Here is a 20,099-nt window from a genome sequence, read left to right on the forward strand (position 1 = left end):
GCCGTGTCAATGGGATCATCCTTGTTTATGAACAGCACTTTGTGTTCGTTCATTCCAACGCTTACGGGCTTCTTCTAAACCACCCATAAATCGAATCGTATATTCTCGATCATTTACTGGAACGAGAAAAATTTTTTTAGACAATAACTCTTCTAGTTTTAATAAACGAGACTGGCCATTATCTGCAAACAATTCATTTACTCTTTCTTCGATATCTATCAGAAAAGCACCATCTTCTTGATATCTCATCGCAAACAGTTCTTCTTCTAAATCCCTCGCTATTTCTTCTGCTTTTCTTACTTGCCCTGTACCATTACAAGATCGGCACGTCGTATGAGTCGTTTCGAGCAAAGGTTTCCTCGTTTTTTTCCTCGTCATCTCGAGCAAACCTAGTTTCGTAAAACCTAAGACGTTTGTCATCGTTCGATCTTTTTGTAAAGAGGTTCTTAACATTTGTGTAACCTTAGCGCGGTCTTTATCAGAATCCATATCAATAAAATCTACCACTACCATGCCACCAACGTCACGAAGGCGAAGTTGCTCAGCAATCGTTTTTGCAGCTTGTATATTAATAGCTAAAGCCGTTTCTCTCAGCCCTTGCTTACCGGTATATTTAGCAGAGTTCACATCGATTACCGTCATCGCCTCAGTATGATTAATATGTAAAGAACCACCATTCTTCATCCAAACAAATGGCTTCACTGATTTCTCTAGAAATTTATCTAATTCATAAAAAGAAAAAATATTCTCTTTTCCTTGATAAAGCTCAACTTTAGATGAGTGCAAATTGGAAAGTTGCCTTTTTATGTACTGAAAGTCCTCTAATTTATCAACGACAATTGTTGTATCATCATCCATAATAAAATCTCTTGTTATCCTAGCCAGTATAGAGGATTCATTATACAAAGTAGCCACTTTATTAGGCAAATTACCTCCACTGTTAAAAATGTTGCTGTACATCTCTTTTAATCGGATAAATTCTTCGTGAACCAATTCCTCTTTAGCTTCATCAGCCAATGTACGAATAATCACACCCTCATGATTCTCCACCCATTCACGTGCTTTCTTTCTCCAATTGTCACGAATGTCATCTGTCTTCATCTTTTTAGATACAGCAATATAATCTGCTTCTGGTAAGTACACAAGATATTTCCCTGGGAATGATAATAGTTCCGTTAATTTAGCTCCTTTTGATCCTGTTTCCTCTTTTTTCACCTGTACATTGATCCACTGACCTTTTGTGACAAGAGATGTAATCGATGGTTCTTTAACTGGAGTATCTGAATCATTTATCGTCATAAAATGATGGTAAGCAACAAGTTCTTTTTTATATAAAAATCCGTTTTTATCAGAACCAATATCGACAAATGCTGCATCAATTCCTGGCAGGATATCGATCACCTTACCTCTTATAACCGTTCCTGGTTGTGGACCTTCGAGTTTTGTGTCAAATAACCACTCCACTACTTTTTCATCTTCTACAATCGCGCCTCGGATAACATTCATCCATCTGTGAAGTATAATTTTCCGCATACTGTTAACTCCTCCTTGTTGGAGAACATTCTTTGTTTTAAGTAACGTTCATTAGTCTAGAAAGGCTCGCTTTGAGCTTTGATAAAATCGAAGAATTAAGCAATCTTATGAAGTGGAAGATGTTTGTTGTTTGTCTCAAAAAATGCTCGTAATAATCTCTCCTCTTGCACACCTACCTCTAATGAGTCCAATGTATACAAAAACACGACACTTTTCTCTCGATATACCCTTTTCATTGCTTCAGATACCGTAGTCGAAGGTAATACGCGAATATATTTTATTGGTCTTTTTACTTGAATCCTTTTTCTTTCCAATAAAAAACGAAGGAAATGATAATGGCGTTGTTTCCACTCCAAATATAAATGAATCCATAAAAAAATAATAATTGAAATAAGGTTCAAATGAAAGGGAAGGAGAAATAAACTTCCATAAGTTAGTCCCAATAATACCATAAACGATAATGTAAAGCTAAATTGATATGATTTCTGAAACGGTAAAAATAGCGTTTTTAACGAAAAAATAAGCTTGCCTCCATCTAATGGCATAATAGGCAAGCAGTTGAACAATAATATCGTCATGTTATGAAACAGGAACATGCGATGGTCGCCTGCTGACCAGACTGGCATCGTTACTAGCAGGTAACTTAATCCCATCAACCAAATGTGTTGAAGCGGCCCTGAGATTGTCACAAGAATTTCTTCTTTTACTGGACGATTCCCATACTCATCCATTTCTGCCATTCCTCCAAATGGAAGTAACGAAATTTGGCGAATACGCCACCCTAATCTGTGCGCCATGAAAGCGTGTCCCAATTCATGAATCAACACTATGACAAAAACCATTATAATTTCTTTAAATAGCCCTGTAATACCACCGATACCTAAAATCATCCAAAAGAGAGGGTGAATTTTAATCTTCCTAAATAAACTAATCAACGGAGATCACTTCAATTGGGTCAATGAAAGAGTCCCCCTCTTTCAATGCAAAATAGTACACTCCTACTGCTGAATCTTCCTCATGTGAAACTTGCGCTAATACTTCTCCTGTATCTACATGATCATACAAATTAACGTGGATATCTTCTAACATTCCATACCAAGATTCTCCACCATCATAATGACGAATAACTACCACCTTTCCCCATTCATTTTCTTCATCTTCCCCTATAAATCGGACGACACCGCTTTTAACTGCTTCAACAGATTCATTCACATCTGTCTCAACAAAAATACCTCGTCCATTTTCATGAAATGTTTCTCGAACGATACCTGATGCAGGTAACGCATATTGTTCAAGTAAATCTTCATCCATGTCTCCTGGTGCTACCGATTCCATTTGCGTTGGAACTAAAGCTAGTGGACGCCCAAAAAGGTCCTCATACCACAAAGCTACACGATCAAATTCAAACTCCGTTTCAAAAACCGAGCGAATATAATTCCTTGGTTGTTCCAATACACCGGTGCTTGATTGCAATACAATTGCCATTATTAAAAATAAACAAATGCTAGCAAGAGTTTGCATCATAAAAATATCTTTTCGAAAAAATGGTTCAGGCTTTCGCTTCGGTGCTGGAAGACCTTTTGATGAGTCAAACGAATAAACTGTTTCTTCGCGTTCCTCATCATGTTTTATTCCCCACATAGGATACCCGTCACTACGAAGCCTTTCCCTAGGTCTTTCTGGCGTTTTTTGTATATTTCGCCTACGTCTTTTCGCCTCAATTTGTTTTTTTAATTTTGATATTCTGTCTGCCATATGTCACTCATCCTCGTCAATAGTTTCGTCATAGTTCATATTTATGTCTTGTCCACCCTTGCTAGAACTTAAAATGGCTAAACATATATTGTATATGAACGCAAAAAATCCCTCTTCAAAAAAAAGAGGGGAAATATATTAATATAAGGGGGTTATGGTATTGTATTCGCAACATACAAATATGTGAGGCAAAATGTTTTTGTTATTATTACAAGTAAAAAACAACGACGATTTGTCGTTGTTTTTCCTAACCTCTCATACCGAGAAATTTTTTCATTTTCACAAATACACCTGTTTGGTCTTCCAAAGACATAAGAGGTACCGTCTCTCCTATGATTCTTCTGCTAATATTTCTGTATGCAATAGATGCTTTACACTTTGGATCAAGTGCAACTGGTTCTCCGTTATTGGCTGATTTGATGACACCATCATCATCGACAACAATACCTAATAAATCAATCGCCAAAATCGAAACAATCTCTTCTACATCCATTGAGTCTCCATTTTTCATCATATGATTACGTATTCGATTAATTACCAATTTAGGGGGGGCAACATTCTCTTCTTTTTCTAATAAACCAATAATACGATCTGCATCCCTAACAGACGATATTTCCGGTGTTGTCACTACGATCGCCTGATCTGCGCCTGCAACCGCATTTTTGTACCCTTGTTCAATCCCCGCGGGGCAATCTATTAAAATGTAATCATATTCTTGCTTTAGTTCATCAATAAGTACTTTTATCTGTTCAGGTTCAACAGCAGACTTGTCCTTTGTTTGGGCAGCTGGTAGAAGATAAAGACAATCAAATCTCTTATCTTTAATGAGTGCCTGCTTAAGTCGGCAGTTTCCTTCAACAACATCAACGAGGTCATAGATGATACGATTTTCTAACCCCATAATAACGTCAAGGTTCCGTAATCCAATGTCTGTATCTACTAAACAAACTTTCTTCCCAGAAAGTGCAAGTGCGGTTCCAAGATTGGCAGTCGTCGTTGTTTTTCCAACGCCACCTTTTCCAGATGTAACAACAATCGCTTCTCCCACATCATTCTCCCCCTTCTTCCATTCCATTTTAACATTATTCGTTTAGAAATATCATATCCCTCTAAAACTTATGACCCTATCCTATACCCATTGATAAATTTGGACGAATGTTAGAAAGTTTTTGCAATTTCTCAATAATCATTTCTTTTTCCCCATTTACAAAAGCGCATTCCATTTCGTCTTGCTTTGTTTCTTTTTCCTCATTATCTTCTGGAGGACGGCGAATGATCGAAGCAATTCTTAGTTGTGATGGTGTCATGGAAGAGGCACAGATGATCGCTTCATCATTGCCTGTATACCCAGCATGAGCAACCCCTCGTAGTCTTCCTAATATGTAGATACTACCTGTTGCTTTAACAGTAGCACCTGGGTTTACATCCCCAACTAGCAATAAATCTCCCTTTAATTCTAACACTTGACCAGATCGAATCATTTTGACGATTCTAGTGATATCGTTGTTTTGCTTCACTTCATTTGCTTCTACTTTTGTGATAACTTCAGACTCTACATCATCAATAATCACATTCATTTCTTTCGAGAAAAGACTTTCAAGTTCCTCTATTTGATATTGATCTAAATACCTTTTTCCAATAAGGACTTTTACTTTAACCGGACCCTGGCTACCATTGTAATTCGTATCTGGACGGTCCGAGAGTTTATCTTTCAATTCATAAATTAAGGCGTCTAAAGAACATTGATCATCTAATAAAAACGTCAAGCCATCCTTTGTCCCTTTTATAATAACATGCTGAGCTTTCTTTTGTTTGCTCGTCATAGCACCTTCTCACCTCACAATCATTAACATATACCATTCATTTGTCTAGTTGAGATCTTGCATTTTCCGCTCTGAATACTGAAACCATAATCGCAATGGAAAAGCAAGTGCAGCTATGATAACGAAGTTCATGATCATTGTTGGTATAAACCGTACAGAGAGAAATGTTTCGTGAAGAAGCGTTGTATTTCCTAATAACAACATCATCCCATAGACATAATATTCTAGTAGGGCAACTCCAAAAGTTACCATTAATATGACAACAAAAATATTTTTCTTAATATAAGGCAGGGGATTACATAAAAGGTAAGCAAGTAACCCCATACCAAACGTGTAAATACCAAGAACTTGTGAATAAATAATATCATAGAAAATACCAAAGATAATTCCGTACAAGAGACCATAGCCTCTACCGCGATATATCCCCGCTACCAAGATGAGCATAAACATCCATCTTGGAATCAGTTGATATGCGACCCCGTAAAAATCAGGTGCAAAAACTTGATAGACTGTACCTTCTATTATAAACAGAATAAACAGGACAATGAATGTAGAATAGCGAATAATCATCAGTCTTCGTCCTCAACATCAGGATTAATTTCATCCTCAATCGTCGGTGCACTGCGTTCGACTACCATCACATAATCAAGATGATAAAAATTTGCAGATGGCTCGACATACGCAGTTTGCGTCAAGCCGAACTCATCATATTCATAGTCAACGATCTCCCCAATTACAAGATTTTGTGGAAATACACCGCCTTTACCAGAAGTTGCAACGGTTTGCCCTGTTTCAAGTTCCACGTTAATATCAATCATTGTAAACTGTAAATACCCGCTTTCGTGATCGATACCTTCGATGAAGCCATCAATCGTTTCGTCTGCGAGAACCATAGCTGAAATCCGATTCGTTACATCCTGATCACTGAGTAACTGAATAGAAGATGAGAACTGAGAAACTTGAGCAATTTTACCAATAAGCCCTCCAGAAGTTATCACAGCCATATTTTCTTCAATACCATCCTGTGCTCCCTTGTTAATACCAACTTGTTCATTCCATCGGTCTGGAGAGCGATGGATAACGAGAGCTGATCGAACAGTATAATCCATTAAATCTGGATCATCCAATAACCCTATCGCACCTTCTAATTCCTCGTTTCGTCTTCGCAATTGGCTCAATTCAACTTGTAACGAAGCGTACTCATCAAGATGAGATTTCAATACTTGATTTTCTTCATATAAGTTTCTCATATCATTCGCGTTCTCAAAGAAACCCGCTACAAAATGAGCGGGTCTTGAAAAAGCTGACTGCACCGAACCGACTGTATCCGTAACAATTTGCTCTGGCCAAGATAAAGCTCTGCGGTCACTGATCGAATAGCCAATTAATGCGACAAGGATAATCATACAAACTAACAAGACGATCAGTCGCTTATTCGAAAAAAATGGAGACATGTGCGACACCTACTTACCCTTTTCTATTTGATCGAACTGTAATTCCTGCTTTTGACCGAAATAAATGAAGATTTTCCAATGCGCGCCCTGTTCCGATAGCTACACAATCCAACGGATCTTCGGACACGAGCACTGGCATATTCGTTTCGTCACTCAACACTTTATCAAGGTTTCGTAGGAGTGCTCCTCCACCTGTTAACACTATTCCCCGATCCATAATGTCTGCTGCTAATTCTGGCGGTGACTGTTCTAACGTATCTTTTACTGCTTGAATAATTTGTGTCACGGTATCTGCTAGTGCTCTTGTAATTTCATCTGAATGAATCGTAATTGTCTTCGGCAAACCAGAGACTAAATCACGTCCACGGATATCCATTTCCTCGTTAGGATCTGGATTTCCAGCACTACCAATTTCAAATTTAATCGCTTCTGCCGTACGCTCACCGATCATCAAGCTATACGTCTTTTTGACATATTGAATAATTGCATCGTCCATTTCATCACCAGCAACTCGAACTGATTCACTTGTTACAATGCCGCCTAAAGAAATAATTGCGACTTCCGTAGTTCCCCCACCGATGTCGACAATCATACTTCCAGTTGGTTCCCAAACCGGTAAGTTCGCACCAATCGCTGCAGCAAATGGCTCCTCAATAGTGTATGCTTCCTTTGCTCCAGCTTGCTTTGTCGCATCTTCTACTGCTCGTTTTTCAACGGCAGTAATTCCAGATGGGACACATACCATCACATTCGGCTTTCTTGTGAAAATAGAGCGATTGCGCAGAGCCTGTTGTATAAAATGTTTCATCATTGTCGCTGTTGTATCAAAATCAGCGATTACGCCATCCTTCATTGGACGAATCGCAACAATATTTCCTGGGGTTCTACCAATCATATTTTTCGCATCATTTCCTACCGCTTCTATATTTCCTGAATCTGAGCGTATCGCAACTACGGAAGGTTCTCGGAGAATGACCCCTTTTCCTTTTACGTAAACTAGTGTATTAGCTGTCCCTAAATCAATTCCTAAATCTTTTGAAAAACCTGCAAACATCTATGTAATCTCCCTTCGTTCGTAAAAACTTTCATCTGTCTCATTAGTTAGATAATAATCCTAATTTTCATGATAAAGTCTCATAAGAATAATTATACTCAATCTTTGCTCTTATGAGTAGCTTTTTCACAGATACACACAAAAATCCTTATTTTATCCTAACACAACCTTGAATTCATGTACATATTCAGATTATAGTAACAGATTTTAGTCGAAAGGAACATCACTTAGGTAGGGAAATATGCTTTTTAGTTAGACGTAACCTTTTTCTTTTAAAGAACAAAACCGTTGATCACCGATGATAACATGATCGAGAAGTTCAATTCCTAACATTTTTCCGGACTCAGTTAATCGCTTTGTTACGTCTATATCTTCTTGGCTTGGTGCGGGATCGCCGGAGGGGTGATTATGTAGGCAGACGATCGAGGCTGCTGAGTAACGAAAGGCTTCTTTGTAAATTTCTCTCGGGTGGCAAATCGACGCATTGAGGCTTCCTATAAAAATAGTTTTTTTGTGGATAATTTGATTTTTCGTATTTAAATAAAGAACGATGAAGTGTTCTTGATTGAGGTGACGCATCTCGTCCATCATATAATGAGAGACATCTTCTGGGGAACGGATCACGTAACGATCCTCTGCGGGAAATTGTTGAATTCGTTTACCTAACTCAAGCGCTGCTCGGAGCTGAACAGCTTTTGCTTCACCAATTCCACGAATATCCATTAACTCTTTGATGGAAGCATCTTTCAAAAGTTTCAATCCGTCAAAATGTTGAATCACTCTTGCCGCAAGTTGCAGTACCGACTCTGATTTCGTCCCTGAACCTAGTAGTAAAGCAATTAGCTCTTGATTTGATAAAGCTTGGGGACCATCTCTTACCAATCGTTCTCTTGGTCTTTCACTTTTAGGGACGTCTCTGATCATCATTGACATCGTCATACAGAATAAATCCTCCTTTTTCTGATCACCTCTTGTTTTGGTGTATTAAGATATTCACCGCGTCAAAGGAGATCATCGATTGTTATTAAATTGTTTTAAAGCACGCACAACCTTTGCGATTGGAAGCCCGACAATTGTAAAGTAGTCCCCGTTAATTTTTTCCACAAGTGTTGCTCCTAGACCTTGAATCCCATATGCTCCAGCTTTATCAAATGGTTCACCGCTATCGATATAGTCAACTATCTCCTCCGATGTGAGCGGATAGAAATAAACCCGTGTCTTTTCAACAAATGTCATTTTATTGTCTTGCGAAAGCAAAGTGACACCTGTTAATACGTGGTGAGATCTACCGGAGAGTAATTGGAGCATTTTATTAGCATCATGTTTGTCAGTCGGTTTTCCTAGGATGATGTTATCAATCACGACAATCGTATCTGCTGCTAAAATAAGCTTATTTTCGTTTCGGCTAAACACATCTTCTGCCTTCTGATACGCTAACGAAGCAACTACCTCTTCAGGCGTGTCTGTTTCAACTATTTTTTCTTCTACTTCACTTGGGATGACCGTAAATGAAAGTCCAATTTGTTCTAGGAGTTCTTTTCTTCGTGGGGATTGAGAGGCTAATACGAAAGGTTTCATGCGAGTCCACTTCCTTTATAACAGAAATTTATATACTAGAAAGATAAGGAAGAAACTAAGTTAATTCTACTTGACTCTTCCTTATCAATCAAGTTAATTAATCGGAATTTCCAGTTATTCTTCTCCAAAAATCAGTTCTTTTGCTGCAATTCCTGGATTGGTCATCTCTTTCGGATGAAGAATTCGATCCAACTCTTCTTCTGATAAAATCCCTCGTTCCAGACAGATTTCCCTAACAGGACGATTTGATGTAATCGCTTCTTTAGCAATGCGGGCGGCAGTCTCATAGCCAACATGAGGATTAATTGCCGTAATAATTCCAACACTATTTTCTACCAACATTTTACAACGATCAATATTAGCTTCAATACCATCAATCGCGAATTTTTCGAATACGTTTATTCCATTTTGTAAAATTGTAAATGACTGTAATAAATTTAATACCAATACAGGTTCCATCACGTTAAGTTCTAATTGCCCAGCTTCCGATGCGAGGCTAATCGTGTGATCGTTCCCAATCACTTGAAAAGATATTTGGTTGATTACTTCACACATGACAGGATTGACTTTTCCTGGCATGATAGAAGACCCTGCCTGTCTTGGTGGCAAGTTGATTTCATTCAACCCAGTTCGTGGTCCTGAACTCATTAAACGAAGATCATTGGCGATTTTAGATAGATTGATCGCCAGTATTTTCATCGTACTTGAAAGCATGGTGTAGGCATCTGTGTTTTGCGTAGCATCAACTAAATTCTCCGCTCGATGAATTGGCATTCCGGTCATTTCTGCGAGGTTCTTTGTAACTTTATCAATATATTCTGGCATTGCATTCAATCCAGTTCCAACTGCGGTAGCACCCAAGTTGACTTCATAAAGATGGTCAACAGATTGTTTTATGCGAGTAAGATCTCTTGAAAGCAATCGTCTGTATGAGCCAAATTCTTGCCCTAAACGAATTGGAACAGCATCCTGCAAATGAGTTCTTCCCATTTTAATAACTTCATCAAATTCAAGTTCTTTCTTCTCCATTGTAGCTACTAAATCAGTTAAAGCAGTAATCAATCCGGTTGATAAATGAAGACATGCAATATGAATCGCTGTTGGAAACGCATCGTTTGTTGATTGCGCCATATTAACGTGGGTGGTGGGACTTACTTTCATATATTCTCCCTTTTGACCACCTAATATTTCAATCGCCCGATTCGCAATGACCTCATTTGCATTCATGTTAAACGACGTTCCTGCTCCACCTTGAATGCTATCGACGATAAATTCGCTATTTAGCTTGCCATCAATGACATCATCAGCTGCTTCTATGATCGCTCCTGCAATGCCTTTGTTTAACATACCTACTTCTGCATTTGCCTTTGCTGCAGCCTTTTTCACATAGCCAAACGCTTTAATTAATTCACTGTGGGGCGGATATCCTGTTATTGGAAAGTTCTCTTGAGCCCTGATTGTCTGAATCCCATAATACGCATGGGCTGGTAATTGTTTCTCCCCCATTAGATCTCGTTCTATTCTCGTTTTATCTGAAGATGATCTATTCATATCCGACCCCTTTCCGACACTAACGTACGTTATCTCTCTCTTTGTTATCATTATTTAAGATGCACAAAAGAGTTCCGAGTTATAGAAAATTAAGCTTTTTCGAGAGTAACGATTAGCTGTTGATAAATAATTAACCCATTCAATAGAGATTCTTGCATTTCCCAGGCAAACTCAGTAGTTGAGAGGTTTGATGAATAAACAGCCATTACTGATTGGCTTGCGTCCATCCACTGCGAAGAGAGCGCGGCAATCTCCTCATTTGTTGTATCCATCTCATCGTAAGCATCCTGCCAAGCTTGTCCTGCATCGAAAAGCTCCGTAACAGCCTCATCAGAAGGTGCCTCCCCTACAATATCTTGAACAGCTATATTAGAAGCGTGGGCCATCCAATTTACTCCCTTCGTTACAAAGGTGTGAATATCTTCAGGAACTTCTATTTGATCATTCAAAATCTCAAAAGGTTTTACATACGTTTCTTGCCCCTGATCTTCTATGTGGTTCGCTAAGACTTCAGCCTCTTCCCGCGCGAGGCCCATTCCTACAAATAAAAAATGAGTGCCATCGTTTTCAAATAATAAAGAAGGAAAACCTTTTTCTTTAATCAAGGTAGCCATTTCTTCTCCCTTTTCAATCGTTGAGAAAGCACCCGCTTGGACGACATGTGCATCAAGAGAGGAAAGATTTGATGGAGATTGTCCATTAGCTACCCCCACCGCAGAATCAGAAATCCCAATTTCATTTGATGTGACTGCTTGATCTTGTCCAACAGTTGTGTCATTGCCTGTAAATAATGATAATAACATCATTCCAAATGCTCCACCGACTAGAATCGCAGCAGAGACTGACAGAAATACTTTATTTTTAAAATAATCTAAAGAAAATTTATCCCAACTTTGTTTATTGTTTTTTCTTTTAGAAGGAGGCAATTTAGGACTACGCTCACTTCTCCCGTCGTCCCAAAAAGGAGCATTTTCCTCTTCATAAAGCTTGCGACGTTTATTAAAGTCGATAACTTTTTGTTCCTCGTTTTGCTGTGAGTCATCATCTTTTACTAATTGCGTTTCTATCTTTTCTTGACGTTCAGGTTTTATGAGATGATCTTGAATCCTTTTATATTTACCATCTAAACGAACGAGAACTTCCTTTTCTTTCCTCATAATAAATCGCTCCTTTCTTTTCGGAACAGGCTTTACTATAAGTCTATTAACGAATCAAAAATGATAGAACCGATTCATATAAGAAAAGTAGAAGGTAATTCAAGTTAAAATATATTGTGAATTTAGACATAGAATAGACGCACTTGAGAAAGATAGATTAAGTAGATTAATACTATAATCGCTTATGGATTTCGATAAATAGGTGTATCTTTCATTGCAGGATCAACGAACGGTCTTCCAGGTTCATACTCACCAAACGCTTCTACTAGGTCATCTAAGTAATAGGTACTTACATGTACGTCAAACGATAATATTTCCGAATTAGTTTCTTCTGTTTGATTCATTAAGAATGCTTCTTCTGACGGCGATGCAAATGATAAGGCATCAATTTCTGTAAAACGATCTAATTGCTCAATTTCATAAAGAAATTGAAACAACTGGTCATAAGAGTCTGCATCAATAGACAATGTTGCCATCACTTGGTTAACCTCTTCATCTTCACCTACTACGACAACAGAAGTTTCTTCCATCTCAGCGACGTCCCCTGACGTCAAATCCAAATTATCCTCTAAATCTGGACTAACATTCTCATCTTCATTCGTATCTTCTAGGCTTTCATCATTTCCTTCTGTTTCTGGCTCGGCTTCTTCTAGCTCACTGAAATAGCCATCTTGCAGAACCCCTCTGGAAAACATATAGCTGTGGACTTCTGTATCAGATATGAGCTCCGCTTTTTCCAAATCCAACATCCAATGATCAAGCCATGGGTGAACAGGTAAAGTACGGAGTAACGTATGAACTTCATGCTCCTCGTATGTCTCAACCGTTTCCTGTGAGTTTTGAATAGATGTCAACACTTGTTCTTCCGAAGAAAGTTCGAGCTCTTTTTCTGATACATCTTGTTTCAACGGTTGTATTACGAAAAAGAAATAAGCGAGTAGCCCAATCGATAAAAGAACTAATACAACAATTAATGTCGTTTGAACTTTTTGGAAATCTACATTCATTGTTGTACCTCCCCTTGCTCATTTTCTCGCTCCTCAACTAGCTCATCCCACAAGTCCACGTTAGAAAACACAGACATATTTATAGTGATCGTGTATGAAGCATTGTATCTCGGCATCACTGATTCATCAGCACTGTCTTCGTCTTCAGGAACGAACAGATCTTCGGTAGTTACGTCATTAATCATTACTTCCTCAAAAAGAAAATGCGCATTAAGTGCATGCAAATAACTTGCAGCTTCTCTTTGTGATTCAAACTGCACATCTACATTAACAGTTGATGGCTGCTGGTAATGGAAATTTGTGAAGAAGCCTCGCTCTGGAAGTTGCTCCGCTAAGGTGCTCACTAAACGCGTTGTTGGTTTCCGCTGAGATTCTAACAGTTCTACAATTGTATCTAATCGCTTTTCTTCTGAACTAGAATCTTGTTCTTGGTTCCTCGTTGCTTCTTGTAGCAGACGAACTGTGTGAATTTCTTGCTCTAAGTGCTCTTGTTCCCGTTCTAAATTTTGCTGGTATAAAAAAGCAAAAATAAATACAATGATAAATATTATTAGTAAACTTGAAAACAGATAAATAAAAATACGTTTTCTTACTGGTTTTTTAGGTAGTAAATTTATTTCTACATTCATTATTTACACCTCTTTTAGACAAAGGCTGAGAGGAAGCATAAAACGATATGGAACATATATGTTCACCTTTGACAAAATATCTAAAGATTTTTCCGTCTCTACATTAATTCCAATCGAATCTTCTAACAGTTTTTGAATAAGTAATATTTTAGGATGATCACCTGTTAAGAAGATTTTCGTCACTTCTTTTTCACCCTTGTTCACCGTATACTTATAGAAATCGATAACTCTTTCCACTTCAGTGAAAGAATCTTGCAGTTCTCCTTGCACTTTTTCATCTTCTTTACAAACCCACTCAATGAGATTTTTCTCTTGGCTCACTTCCCAGTCTTCTCTGCTAAAACTTTGCGTGATATTCCGCATGAACACAGGCTTATGTTCATCAAATATACTAATGTTGATTGAACTAAGGTCCCATTCAAGTTGCATCACTTGCTCATCGATCTCATCCTTATGATCTTGCATATACAATCGATACATTGACAATGGTGCCACATCAGCAACGATAGGATTCATTTTCAACTCTTCAAAATGAGAGACATATTTGTTGGTTAACTGTTCCGGAACAGCAAACAAAAGAATTTGTTTTATTTCTCTTTCCGCTTCATCATTCAACAAGAAAAAATCAAAGTACGCTTCATCAAATGGTAAATGAATCGTTGAACCAATCTCAAAGTTTATGTATCCTCGAATTTCTTCTTTTGATAGATCTTTAGGGACGTCTATTTGGCGAAAGAAAATAGACGAGTCTGGAACTAAAAACTTAATATCTTTACGTTTAAGCTTCCACTCTGTCACACACTCAGATAGTATCATCTCAAAACTATCTTCATCTATAATTTTACCTTTTTCTAAAACACCTTCAGGGATAACTCTCTCAAAATAATTAACGACCGTATCTACCGCCGGCTGTTTCGTCACGACACAGCGCAAGACATGATCTTTTATTTGAAAACTCACTTGCTCCTTTTTTCCAACTGTTATGATAGCCCCCATACAAAACCTCCATACATGAATACATTGATGTACCAATGAAAAATAGCCTCATGATAAAAATAACTGACCATTGCACCGATTGCTATAAACGGCCCGAATGGAATAGAACTTTTCCGCTGCGCTTTTTTCATTATAACGGCTGCAATCCCAAAAACCGCACCGATCAGAGATGAAAGAAAAACTGTCAGTAAAACGCCTTGAAAACCTAAGACGACACCGATCACTGCCATAAGTTTAATATCTCCGCCACCCATACCGCCTTTTGAGACAATAGCAAGAAGCAGAAAAAGAGTAAAACCAAATCCAGCACCAGCTAAACTATCCCACCAAGGGGAAAGTGGTTCAATCAATCGTAGAATCACTAATAAAACAAGAAAAAATAAGAGGATTTTATCGGGAATGAGCATCATTTCCAGATCTGAAATCGAAATGATTGCTAATAATGATATGAATACTAAAACTACCAGCAATTCTTTTGACCATCCCACCATGAGTGGTGAAATCGTGAAAAGACATGCCGTTGTCAGTTCGAAAAATGGGTATTTAACTGAAACAGACGACTGGCAGTTACGACAGCGTCCTTTTTGAAAAAGAAAGGAAACGACGGGAATAAGCTCTATCCATGTCAATGTCTTTTCGCAGTTTGGACAATGGGAACGTGGTTTGACAATCGAAGTCCCTTTCGCCACGCGAAGACCGACAACATTATAAAAAGAGCCTAAAACGAGTCCAACAAGAAATAAATAGAAATGAAGAAATAATTCCATGAGTAGACGTCCTTTCTTGAGAAAAGAAAAATGTAGTAGTAATTAATAATACTTTTCAAATTCTTATATGTAAATCCCTCCCAGTAGGAGGGATTTGTTGAACCTGTTAAGATTTAATTATCCAATCAGTCAAATAAACTTCTGTCTAAATTGGACGCGAGTATTGCTCCTCCAAAATTGTTTTCTCCAATAACATAATCCCCTTCTATATCTGCAAGATAAACTCTATAAACTCTATTCTCATTGCTATCATCTCCCATGTAGACCGTACCATCATTGTAAGATCCTCCCCCCCATGGATCTTCTATTTCTTCAAGGTAACCTCCATCCACCAAATCATCTAAACTTACACTATCCTCACCTGGATTACTTGCATCATAAAGTCTAGCTGAACTAATCATCTGTTGTGCATTGGCAATATGAGCATCTTGCCTTGAATTATCAATCAACCCTCCTACACTAGGTATCGCAATTGCTGCGATGATTCCTAGTATGACGACGACAACTAGTAACTCGATGAGTGTTAAACCCTTCTGATTCTTCAACATTCTTTTAAACATGTTTGTTTCTCTCCTTTTTTCTGTTTTATTTTTTGGCTTTACACAATTCCAATGTCTGTCAACATCAAGATTATTTGCAACGCCTATATTTTTTGGCCGGTTGCACTACTCGCTCCAATTGACCTAAGTGCCCAAATAATGGTCAAAATTCATTGCTCCATTGTTATCTCATTAAACTTCTGAGTAAATTTGAAACATTGGGACGATAATGGAAATCACAATCGTTCCGACAATTACTGCAAGGAAGACAATCATAACTGGTTCAATCAATGCCTTTAGCTTATCAGTAGCATATTCCACTTCTTTTTCATAAAACTGCGCAACTTTTGTCAACATTTGATCGAGTGATCCGGTTTCTTCACCGATCGAGATCATCTGCACAACGAGCGGTGGATAAACCCAGTGCTTCCTCATTGGTTCTGTTAATCGTTGTCCACTTTCAAGAGCATCACGTGACTGTTTTAACGAGCGCGATATTACTTCATTTCCAACGACACGCTCGACCATTTGCAGAGACTGTAAAATTGGTACTGAGCTAGAAAATAATGAACTCAGCGTTCTCGTCATTCGAGCAAGTGCTGCTTTTTGCAACAACGGACCAAATACCGGGAGTTTCAGTAATGCATAATCGACATAATATTTCGTCTCTGGCTTTTGCACCACTGCCCAAAGTGATATTCCTACTAAAACAAACAAGAGAATAATTAACCACCATAATTGTGCAACTACGTCACTTGCTCCTAGGACAAACAGTGTGATACCAGGAAGCTCACCTCCTACATCACTGAGCATCGAAGCAAATGTTGGCACCACCGATGATAACAAGAAAATGATAACAGCTATCGCAACAACGCCTACAATCGCAGGGTAGGCCAAAGCCGCCTTGACTTTTTGCCTTGTTTCATGCTGCTTTTCGAATTGAAGCGCCAATTGATCTAATGTCTCATCTAAGGCCCCACTCGCTTCACCCGCTCGCACCATATGAATAAAGATCACAGGAAACACTTTTTTGTGCTCTGCCGCTGCATCTGAGAAAGCGCGGCCAGTGACTAGTTCGTCTTCAATTTGATCAAGTGCTCTCCCTAGTGCTTTACTAGAGGTTTGTTTTGCGAGAATTGCTGTTGCATCTCTTAATGACACACCAGAGTTTAATAGAGTAGAAAATTGTCGCAGAAACATCACGAAGTCTTCTAATTTCACTGGATTCCCTATTGAAATGTCTTTATTTAAAAACGTCGATTCCATTTGTTCAATCGAAGCTAAAGCCAATCCTTGCGTCCTTAATTTTTCAATCACCTGCTTTTTCGTTTGTCCTGAAATCGTTCCTTCTTTTTTCAAGCCATTCTTTAGTTTTCCTTTGTATTTAAATTGAGGCATTAGCCATTCCTCTCCTGCAAGTACGGATAAACTTCTTCATGACTGACTTCTTTTCGATTAAGCAATTCTTGAATCGACATTTCCAACGTATTCATACCTTCTTTTCGGCTCGTCTGCATGACATTCTGGATTTGGTGAATCTTCTCACTTCGAATCATGTTTGAAATTGCCGGATTATTAATTAAGATTTCTGTAGCTGCTCTTCTTCCTTGGCGATTTGCAGTTGGAAACAAGCGCTGTGAGATAATTGCTGTTAAAACACTAGCAAGTTGAATTCGTATTTGCGCTTGTTGGCCTGGTGGAAATACATCAATGATTCGATCAATTGTCGCAGGCGCACTAGACGTATGCAGCGTAGCAAACACTAAATGACCGGTCTCTGCAGCCGTAATCGCTGTAGCAATCGTTTCTAAATCTCTCATCTCACCGACCAAGATTACATCTGGATCCTGTCGAAGCGAAGCTCTAAGACCATTCGCAAACGACATGGTGTCACTGCCTACTTCCCGTTGATCAATGATACTATTTCCGTGCTTGTGCAAATATTCAATTGGATCTTCTAACGTAATAATGTGCTTCTTTTGCGTTTCATTTATATGTTTTAACATTGCTGCTAACGTTGTAGACTTCCCGCTTCCAGTAGGTCCTGTTACTAACACTAATCCCTGTTTTTTCTCAGCTATTTTAGTTAAAATTTGCGGCATTTGCAAATCTTCTAAATTCGGAATACTAGTTGAAATCACTCTAATCGCCAAACTAATATGTGACCGCTGGCGATAGGCATTAATACGAAAACGCGACACTTTTGGAATACCGTAAGAAAAGTCTACTTCGCCTTTTTCTTTTAGTGTCTCATTATAATCCGCTGGCAATAATGCTTCGGTCATCCCTTTCATCATATCCGGCAAAATCACTTCGCTATCCATCCTTACTAAATCACCATTGATGCGAAACACAGGTGGCATTCCGATAGTTAAGTGAAGGTCAGATGCTTGAATCGAAACGGCTTTTTTTAATAAGTGATTAATTTTTTCTTCCATGACTGTCACCTACTTTTCTGTCACTACTCTAAGTACTTCTTCCGTCGTCGTAAGTCCATGAATTACTTTTTGTAACCCATCGTCTACAAGAAAAGCCATCCCTTTTTCTAAAGCATAGTCGCGAATCTCTTGACTCGATTTTTCATTCATAATCATGTATTTGATCTCATCATCAATGACTAGTAATTCATGAATAGCTAACCTTCCACGGTAGCCTGTCATGTTGCACGTCGGGCACCCTTCTCCATAGTGAACATGAGTCGCATCAAAGTTACGACGTGAAAAAATATCTTGTTCTCGGACCGTGACTTCTCGAGATGTCTTACAATCTCGGCAAATCCGACGAACCAAACGCTGTGATAAAATGCCTGAGATAGAAGACCCCAATAGAAATGGTTCAATCTTCATATCTATGAGCCGATTAATCGTACTAATTGCATCATTCGTGTGAATCGTGCTAAGAACAAGATGTCCAGTTAACGATGCCCGAACAGCAATTTCGGCAGTTTCTGAGTCTCGAATTTCACCAACCATTACCACATCAGGATCTTGCCGTAAAATAGCACGTAAACCGTTAGCAAATGTCATGCCTACTTTCGTATTAACTTGAATTTGATTAATACCTTCAAGTTGATATTCGACCGGATCTTCTACAGTGATGATGTTGACTTCTTCCGTATTTAGCCGATTAAGCCCCGCATATAACGTCGAGGACTTACCTGAACCTGTAGGCCCAGTAATTAAAATTATTCCATTTGGATTTTCAAGAAGGCCTTTAAAATGATTTAAATTCGTTTCACTAAAACCTAACTTTTCCATGTCATTTAAAGAGTTGCTTAAATCAAGGATACGCATGACAACTTTTTCACCATAAACTGTTGGTAACGTGGATATTCGTAAATCTACTGGATGAAAGTCAATATTAACTTTGATCCGTCCATCCTGAGGCACACGTGCTTCAGTAATATCCAAGTTCGCCATAATCTTCACTCTAGCAGTTAACATATTTTGCATATGTTTTGGTATTGTCCGTTCTGACCTTAAAACACCGTCAATTCGATACCTTATCATCACTTTACTTTCTTGTGGGTCAACATGTATGTCACTAGCTCTCTCTTGCACTGCTCTTAAAAGCAATTGATTTACTAACTTAACCATCGGTGAATCTGCATCACTAGATTCGTTAATTTCATTAGACTTTGCTTGCATATCATCTTCATCTATCATATCTTCGAGAGACTCATCTAAATCATAGTATTTATGAATTGTACGAACAATGTCATCTTTCGTTGCAATCGCTACTTCAACTTGAAACCCCGACGATAATCGAATATCATCGATAGTAAAGTAATCCATTGGATCAGCCATTGCTATAAAGAGCTTGTCCCCTTCACGTTTTAGGGGCATAATGAAATTTCTTATTGCTACTTCTTTCGCGATCATACTCGTCACTTTCGGATCGATCGGATAACGATACAAACTCACATGGGGAATACCAAGTTGAAATTCCAATACTTCGATTAACTGCTGTTCCGTAATAAAACCTTGTTGAAGTAAAGAATCCCCTAATTTTTGTTTGTTTGTTTTATGCTTAAGTGCCTGTGAAAGTTGGTCTGCAGTGATTAAACCAGTATCCACGAGGAGGTCTCCTAAGCGTTTTCGTGATTTTTTCACATGCCCACCACCTTTAGTTTTTTATTTCTTCCTACTAAATATATTATAATAGTTCTCTATTTTGAATTTAATTAGGTCAATATTCACAAGTGATTCTTTTAAAATCCACTATATATACCTATTATAATGTATAATAGGATAAAA

Annotated in this window: 20 protein-coding genes and 1 riboswitch; all 20 genes read right to left on the minus strand. The window is 38.3% G+C overall.

Annotation, left to right across the window (positions count from 1 at the left end):
• Positions 1–15 precede the first annotated feature (15 nt).
• The 20 genes from ACM26V_RS10390 to ACM26V_RS10485 all read right to left on the minus strand — a co-directional run bounded on the left by ACM26V_RS10390 (position 16) and on the right by ACM26V_RS10485 (position 19,955).
• Complete coding sequence (locus ACM26V_RS10390) at positions 16–1,533, minus strand: Rne/Rng family ribonuclease (protein ID WP_416151346.1); 1,518 nt, start codon at positions 1,531–1,533, stop codon at positions 16–18.
• 95 nt (positions 1,534–1,628) lie between these two features.
• A complete protein-coding gene (locus ACM26V_RS10395; protein WP_416151347.1) occupies positions 1,629–2,468 on the minus strand; it encodes a M50 family metallopeptidase in 840 nt (279 codons plus the stop codon).
• Positions 2,461–3,288: a peptidoglycan DD-metalloendopeptidase family protein gene (locus tag ACM26V_RS10400; protein WP_416151348.1), complete on the minus strand. Its 828-nt coding sequence runs from the start codon at positions 3,286–3,288 to the stop codon at positions 2,461–2,463. Before ACM26V_RS10400 ends, ACM26V_RS10395 begins: the two co-directional genes overlap by 8 nt.
• Positions 3,289–3,535: 247 nt before the next feature.
• Entirely contained in the window at positions 3,536–4,336 is an 801-nt protein-coding gene (gene minD, locus ACM26V_RS10405) for a septum site-determining protein MinD (RefSeq protein WP_416151846.1), read from the minus strand.
• A 76-nt stretch (positions 4,337–4,412) separates the two neighbouring features.
• On the minus strand, positions 4,413–5,111 hold the full coding sequence (gene minC / locus ACM26V_RS10410; protein WP_416151349.1) for a septum site-determining protein MinC: 699 nt from the start codon (positions 5,109–5,111) through the stop codon (positions 4,413–4,415).
• Between the two features lie 45 nt (positions 5,112–5,156).
• Positions 5,157–5,681 carry a rod shape-determining protein MreD gene (gene mreD, locus ACM26V_RS10415; protein ID WP_416151350.1) on the minus strand — a complete coding sequence of 175 codons (525 nt, stop codon included), beginning with the start codon at positions 5,679–5,681 and terminating at the stop codon, positions 5,157–5,159.
• Entirely contained in the window at positions 5,681–6,565 is an 885-nt protein-coding gene (gene mreC / locus ACM26V_RS10420) for a rod shape-determining protein MreC (protein WP_416151351.1), read from the minus strand. The genes mreD and mreC overlap by 1 nt, the downstream gene beginning before the upstream one ends.
• Before the next feature lie 13 nt (positions 6,566–6,578).
• Positions 6,579–7,619 (minus strand): rod shape-determining protein, encoded by a 1,041-nt coding sequence (locus tag ACM26V_RS10425; RefSeq protein ID WP_416151352.1) that lies wholly within the window; start codon positions 7,617–7,619, stop codon positions 6,579–6,581.
• Between the two features lie 252 nt (positions 7,620–7,871).
• Positions 7,872–8,552 carry a RadC family protein gene (gene radC / locus ACM26V_RS10430; protein WP_416151847.1) on the minus strand — a complete coding sequence of 227 codons (681 nt, stop codon included), beginning with the start codon at positions 8,550–8,552 and terminating at the stop codon, positions 7,872–7,874.
• Positions 8,553–8,630: 78 nt separating this feature from the next.
• Complete coding sequence (locus ACM26V_RS10435) at positions 8,631–9,197, minus strand: Maf family protein (RefSeq protein WP_416151353.1); 567 nt, start codon at positions 9,195–9,197, stop codon at positions 8,631–8,633.
• 114 nt (positions 9,198–9,311) lie between these two features.
• Positions 9,312–10,748 (minus strand): aspartate ammonia-lyase, encoded by a 1,437-nt coding sequence (aspA, locus tag ACM26V_RS10440; RefSeq protein ID WP_416151354.1) that lies wholly within the window; start codon positions 10,746–10,748, stop codon positions 9,312–9,314.
• An 89-nt stretch (positions 10,749–10,837) separates the two neighbouring features.
• Positions 10,838–11,905, minus strand: coding sequence for a hypothetical protein (locus ACM26V_RS10445; protein WP_416151355.1), 1,068 nt, complete (start codon positions 11,903–11,905; stop codon positions 10,838–10,840).
• Between the two features lie 182 nt (positions 11,906–12,087).
• Positions 12,088–12,912 carry a hypothetical protein gene (locus tag ACM26V_RS10450; RefSeq protein ID WP_416151356.1) on the minus strand — a complete coding sequence of 275 codons (825 nt, stop codon included), beginning with the start codon at positions 12,910–12,912 and terminating at the stop codon, positions 12,088–12,090.
• The gene (locus tag ACM26V_RS10455) at positions 12,909–13,541 is read right to left on the minus strand and encodes a PilN domain-containing protein (protein WP_416151357.1); all 633 of its coding nucleotides are present in this window, start codon (positions 13,539–13,541) and stop codon (positions 12,909–12,911) included. The genes ACM26V_RS10450 and ACM26V_RS10455 overlap by 4 nt, the downstream gene beginning before the upstream one ends.
• Positions 13,542–13,544: 3 nt before the next feature.
• On the minus strand, positions 13,545–14,537 hold the full coding sequence (gene pilM, locus ACM26V_RS10460) for a type IV pilus biogenesis protein PilM (RefSeq protein ID WP_416151358.1): 993 nt from the start codon (positions 14,535–14,537) through the stop codon (positions 13,545–13,547).
• On the minus strand, positions 14,522–15,304 hold the full coding sequence (locus ACM26V_RS10465; protein ID WP_416151359.1) for a prepilin peptidase: 783 nt from the start codon (positions 15,302–15,304) through the stop codon (positions 14,522–14,524). Before ACM26V_RS10465 ends, pilM begins: the two co-directional genes overlap by 16 nt.
• Positions 15,305–15,429: 125 nt before the next feature.
• Positions 15,430–15,864, minus strand: coding sequence for a competence type IV pilus major pilin ComGC (locus ACM26V_RS10470; RefSeq protein ID WP_416151360.1), 435 nt, complete (start codon positions 15,862–15,864; stop codon positions 15,430–15,432).
• Between the two features lie 85 nt (positions 15,865–15,949).
• Positions 15,950–16,031: riboswitch (cyclic di-GMP riboswitch) on the minus strand.
• A 4-nt stretch (positions 16,032–16,035) separates the two neighbouring features.
• Positions 16,036–17,241: a type II secretion system F family protein gene (locus ACM26V_RS10475; RefSeq protein ID WP_416151361.1), complete on the minus strand. Its 1,206-nt coding sequence runs from the start codon at positions 17,239–17,241 to the stop codon at positions 16,036–16,038.
• Complete coding sequence (locus ACM26V_RS10480; RefSeq protein WP_416151362.1) at positions 17,241–18,281, minus strand: type IV pilus twitching motility protein PilT; 1,041 nt, start codon at positions 18,279–18,281, stop codon at positions 17,241–17,243. The genes ACM26V_RS10475 and ACM26V_RS10480 overlap by 1 nt, the downstream gene beginning before the upstream one ends.
• A 9-nt stretch (positions 18,282–18,290) precedes the next feature.
• On the minus strand, positions 18,291–19,955 hold the full coding sequence (locus tag ACM26V_RS10485) for a GspE/PulE family protein (RefSeq protein ID WP_416151363.1): 1,665 nt from the start codon (positions 19,953–19,955) through the stop codon (positions 18,291–18,293).
• Positions 19,956–20,099 lie beyond the last annotated feature (144 nt).

The organism is Salipaludibacillus sp. HK11 (genome assembly GCF_047795645.1).
Lineage (GTDB): Bacteria > Bacillota > Bacilli > Bacillales > Salisediminibacteriaceae > Salipaludibacillus.

Excerpts from the sequence above, each read along its gene's own strand:
- ACM26V_RS10435 (WP_416151353.1), bottom strand. The coding sequence starts at position 9,197 with ATGAAACCTTTCGTATTAGCCTCTCAATCCCCACGAAGAAAAGAACTC.
- pilM (WP_416151358.1), bottom strand. The coding sequence starts at position 14,537 with ATGGGGGCTATCATAACAGTTGGAAAAAAGGAGCAAGTGAGTTTTCAA.
- ACM26V_RS10425 (WP_416151352.1), bottom strand. The coding sequence starts at position 7,619 with ATGTTTGCAGGTTTTTCAAAAGATTTAGGAATTGATTTAGGGACAGCT.
- mreD (WP_416151350.1), bottom strand. The coding sequence starts at position 5,681 with ATGATTATTCGCTATTCTACATTCATTGTCCTGTTTATTCTGTTTATA.
- minC (WP_416151349.1), bottom strand. The coding sequence starts at position 5,111 with ATGACGAGCAAACAAAAGAAAGCTCAGCATGTTATTATAAAAGGGACA.
- mreC (WP_416151351.1), bottom strand. The coding sequence starts at position 6,565 with ATGTCTCCATTTTTTTCGAATAAGCGACTGATCGTCTTGTTAGTTTGT.
- ACM26V_RS10450 (WP_416151356.1), bottom strand. The coding sequence starts at position 12,912 with ATGAATGTAGATTTCCAAAAAGTTCAAACGACATTAATTGTTGTATTA.
- ACM26V_RS10465 (WP_416151359.1), bottom strand. The coding sequence starts at position 15,304 with ATGGAATTATTTCTTCATTTCTATTTATTTCTTGTTGGACTCGTTTTA.
- ACM26V_RS10475 (WP_416151361.1), bottom strand. The coding sequence starts at position 17,241 with ATGCCTCAATTTAAATACAAAGGAAAACTAAAGAATGGCTTGAAAAAA.
- ACM26V_RS10480 (WP_416151362.1), bottom strand. The coding sequence starts at position 18,281 with ATGGAAGAAAAAATTAATCACTTATTAAAAAAAGCCGTTTCGATTCAA.
- ACM26V_RS10400 (WP_416151348.1), bottom strand. The coding sequence starts at position 3,288 with ATGGCAGACAGAATATCAAAATTAAAAAAACAAATTGAGGCGAAAAGA.
- ACM26V_RS10455 (WP_416151357.1), bottom strand. The coding sequence starts at position 13,541 with ATGAATGTAGAAATAAATTTACTACCTAAAAAACCAGTAAGAAAACGT.
- ACM26V_RS10390 (WP_416151346.1), bottom strand. The coding sequence starts at position 1,533 with ATGCGGAAAATTATACTTCACAGATGGATGAATGTTATCCGAGGCGCG.
- radC (WP_416151847.1), bottom strand. The coding sequence starts at position 8,552 with ATGTCAATGATGATCAGAGACGTCCCTAAAAGTGAAAGACCAAGAGAA.
- ACM26V_RS10470 (WP_416151360.1), bottom strand. The coding sequence starts at position 15,864 with ATGTTTAAAAGAATGTTGAAGAATCAGAAGGGTTTAACACTCATCGAG.
- aspA (WP_416151354.1), bottom strand. The coding sequence starts at position 10,748 with ATGAATAGATCATCTTCAGATAAAACGAGAATAGAACGAGATCTAATG.
- ACM26V_RS10445 (WP_416151355.1), bottom strand. The coding sequence starts at position 11,905 with ATGAGGAAAGAAAAGGAAGTTCTCGTTCGTTTAGATGGTAAATATAAA.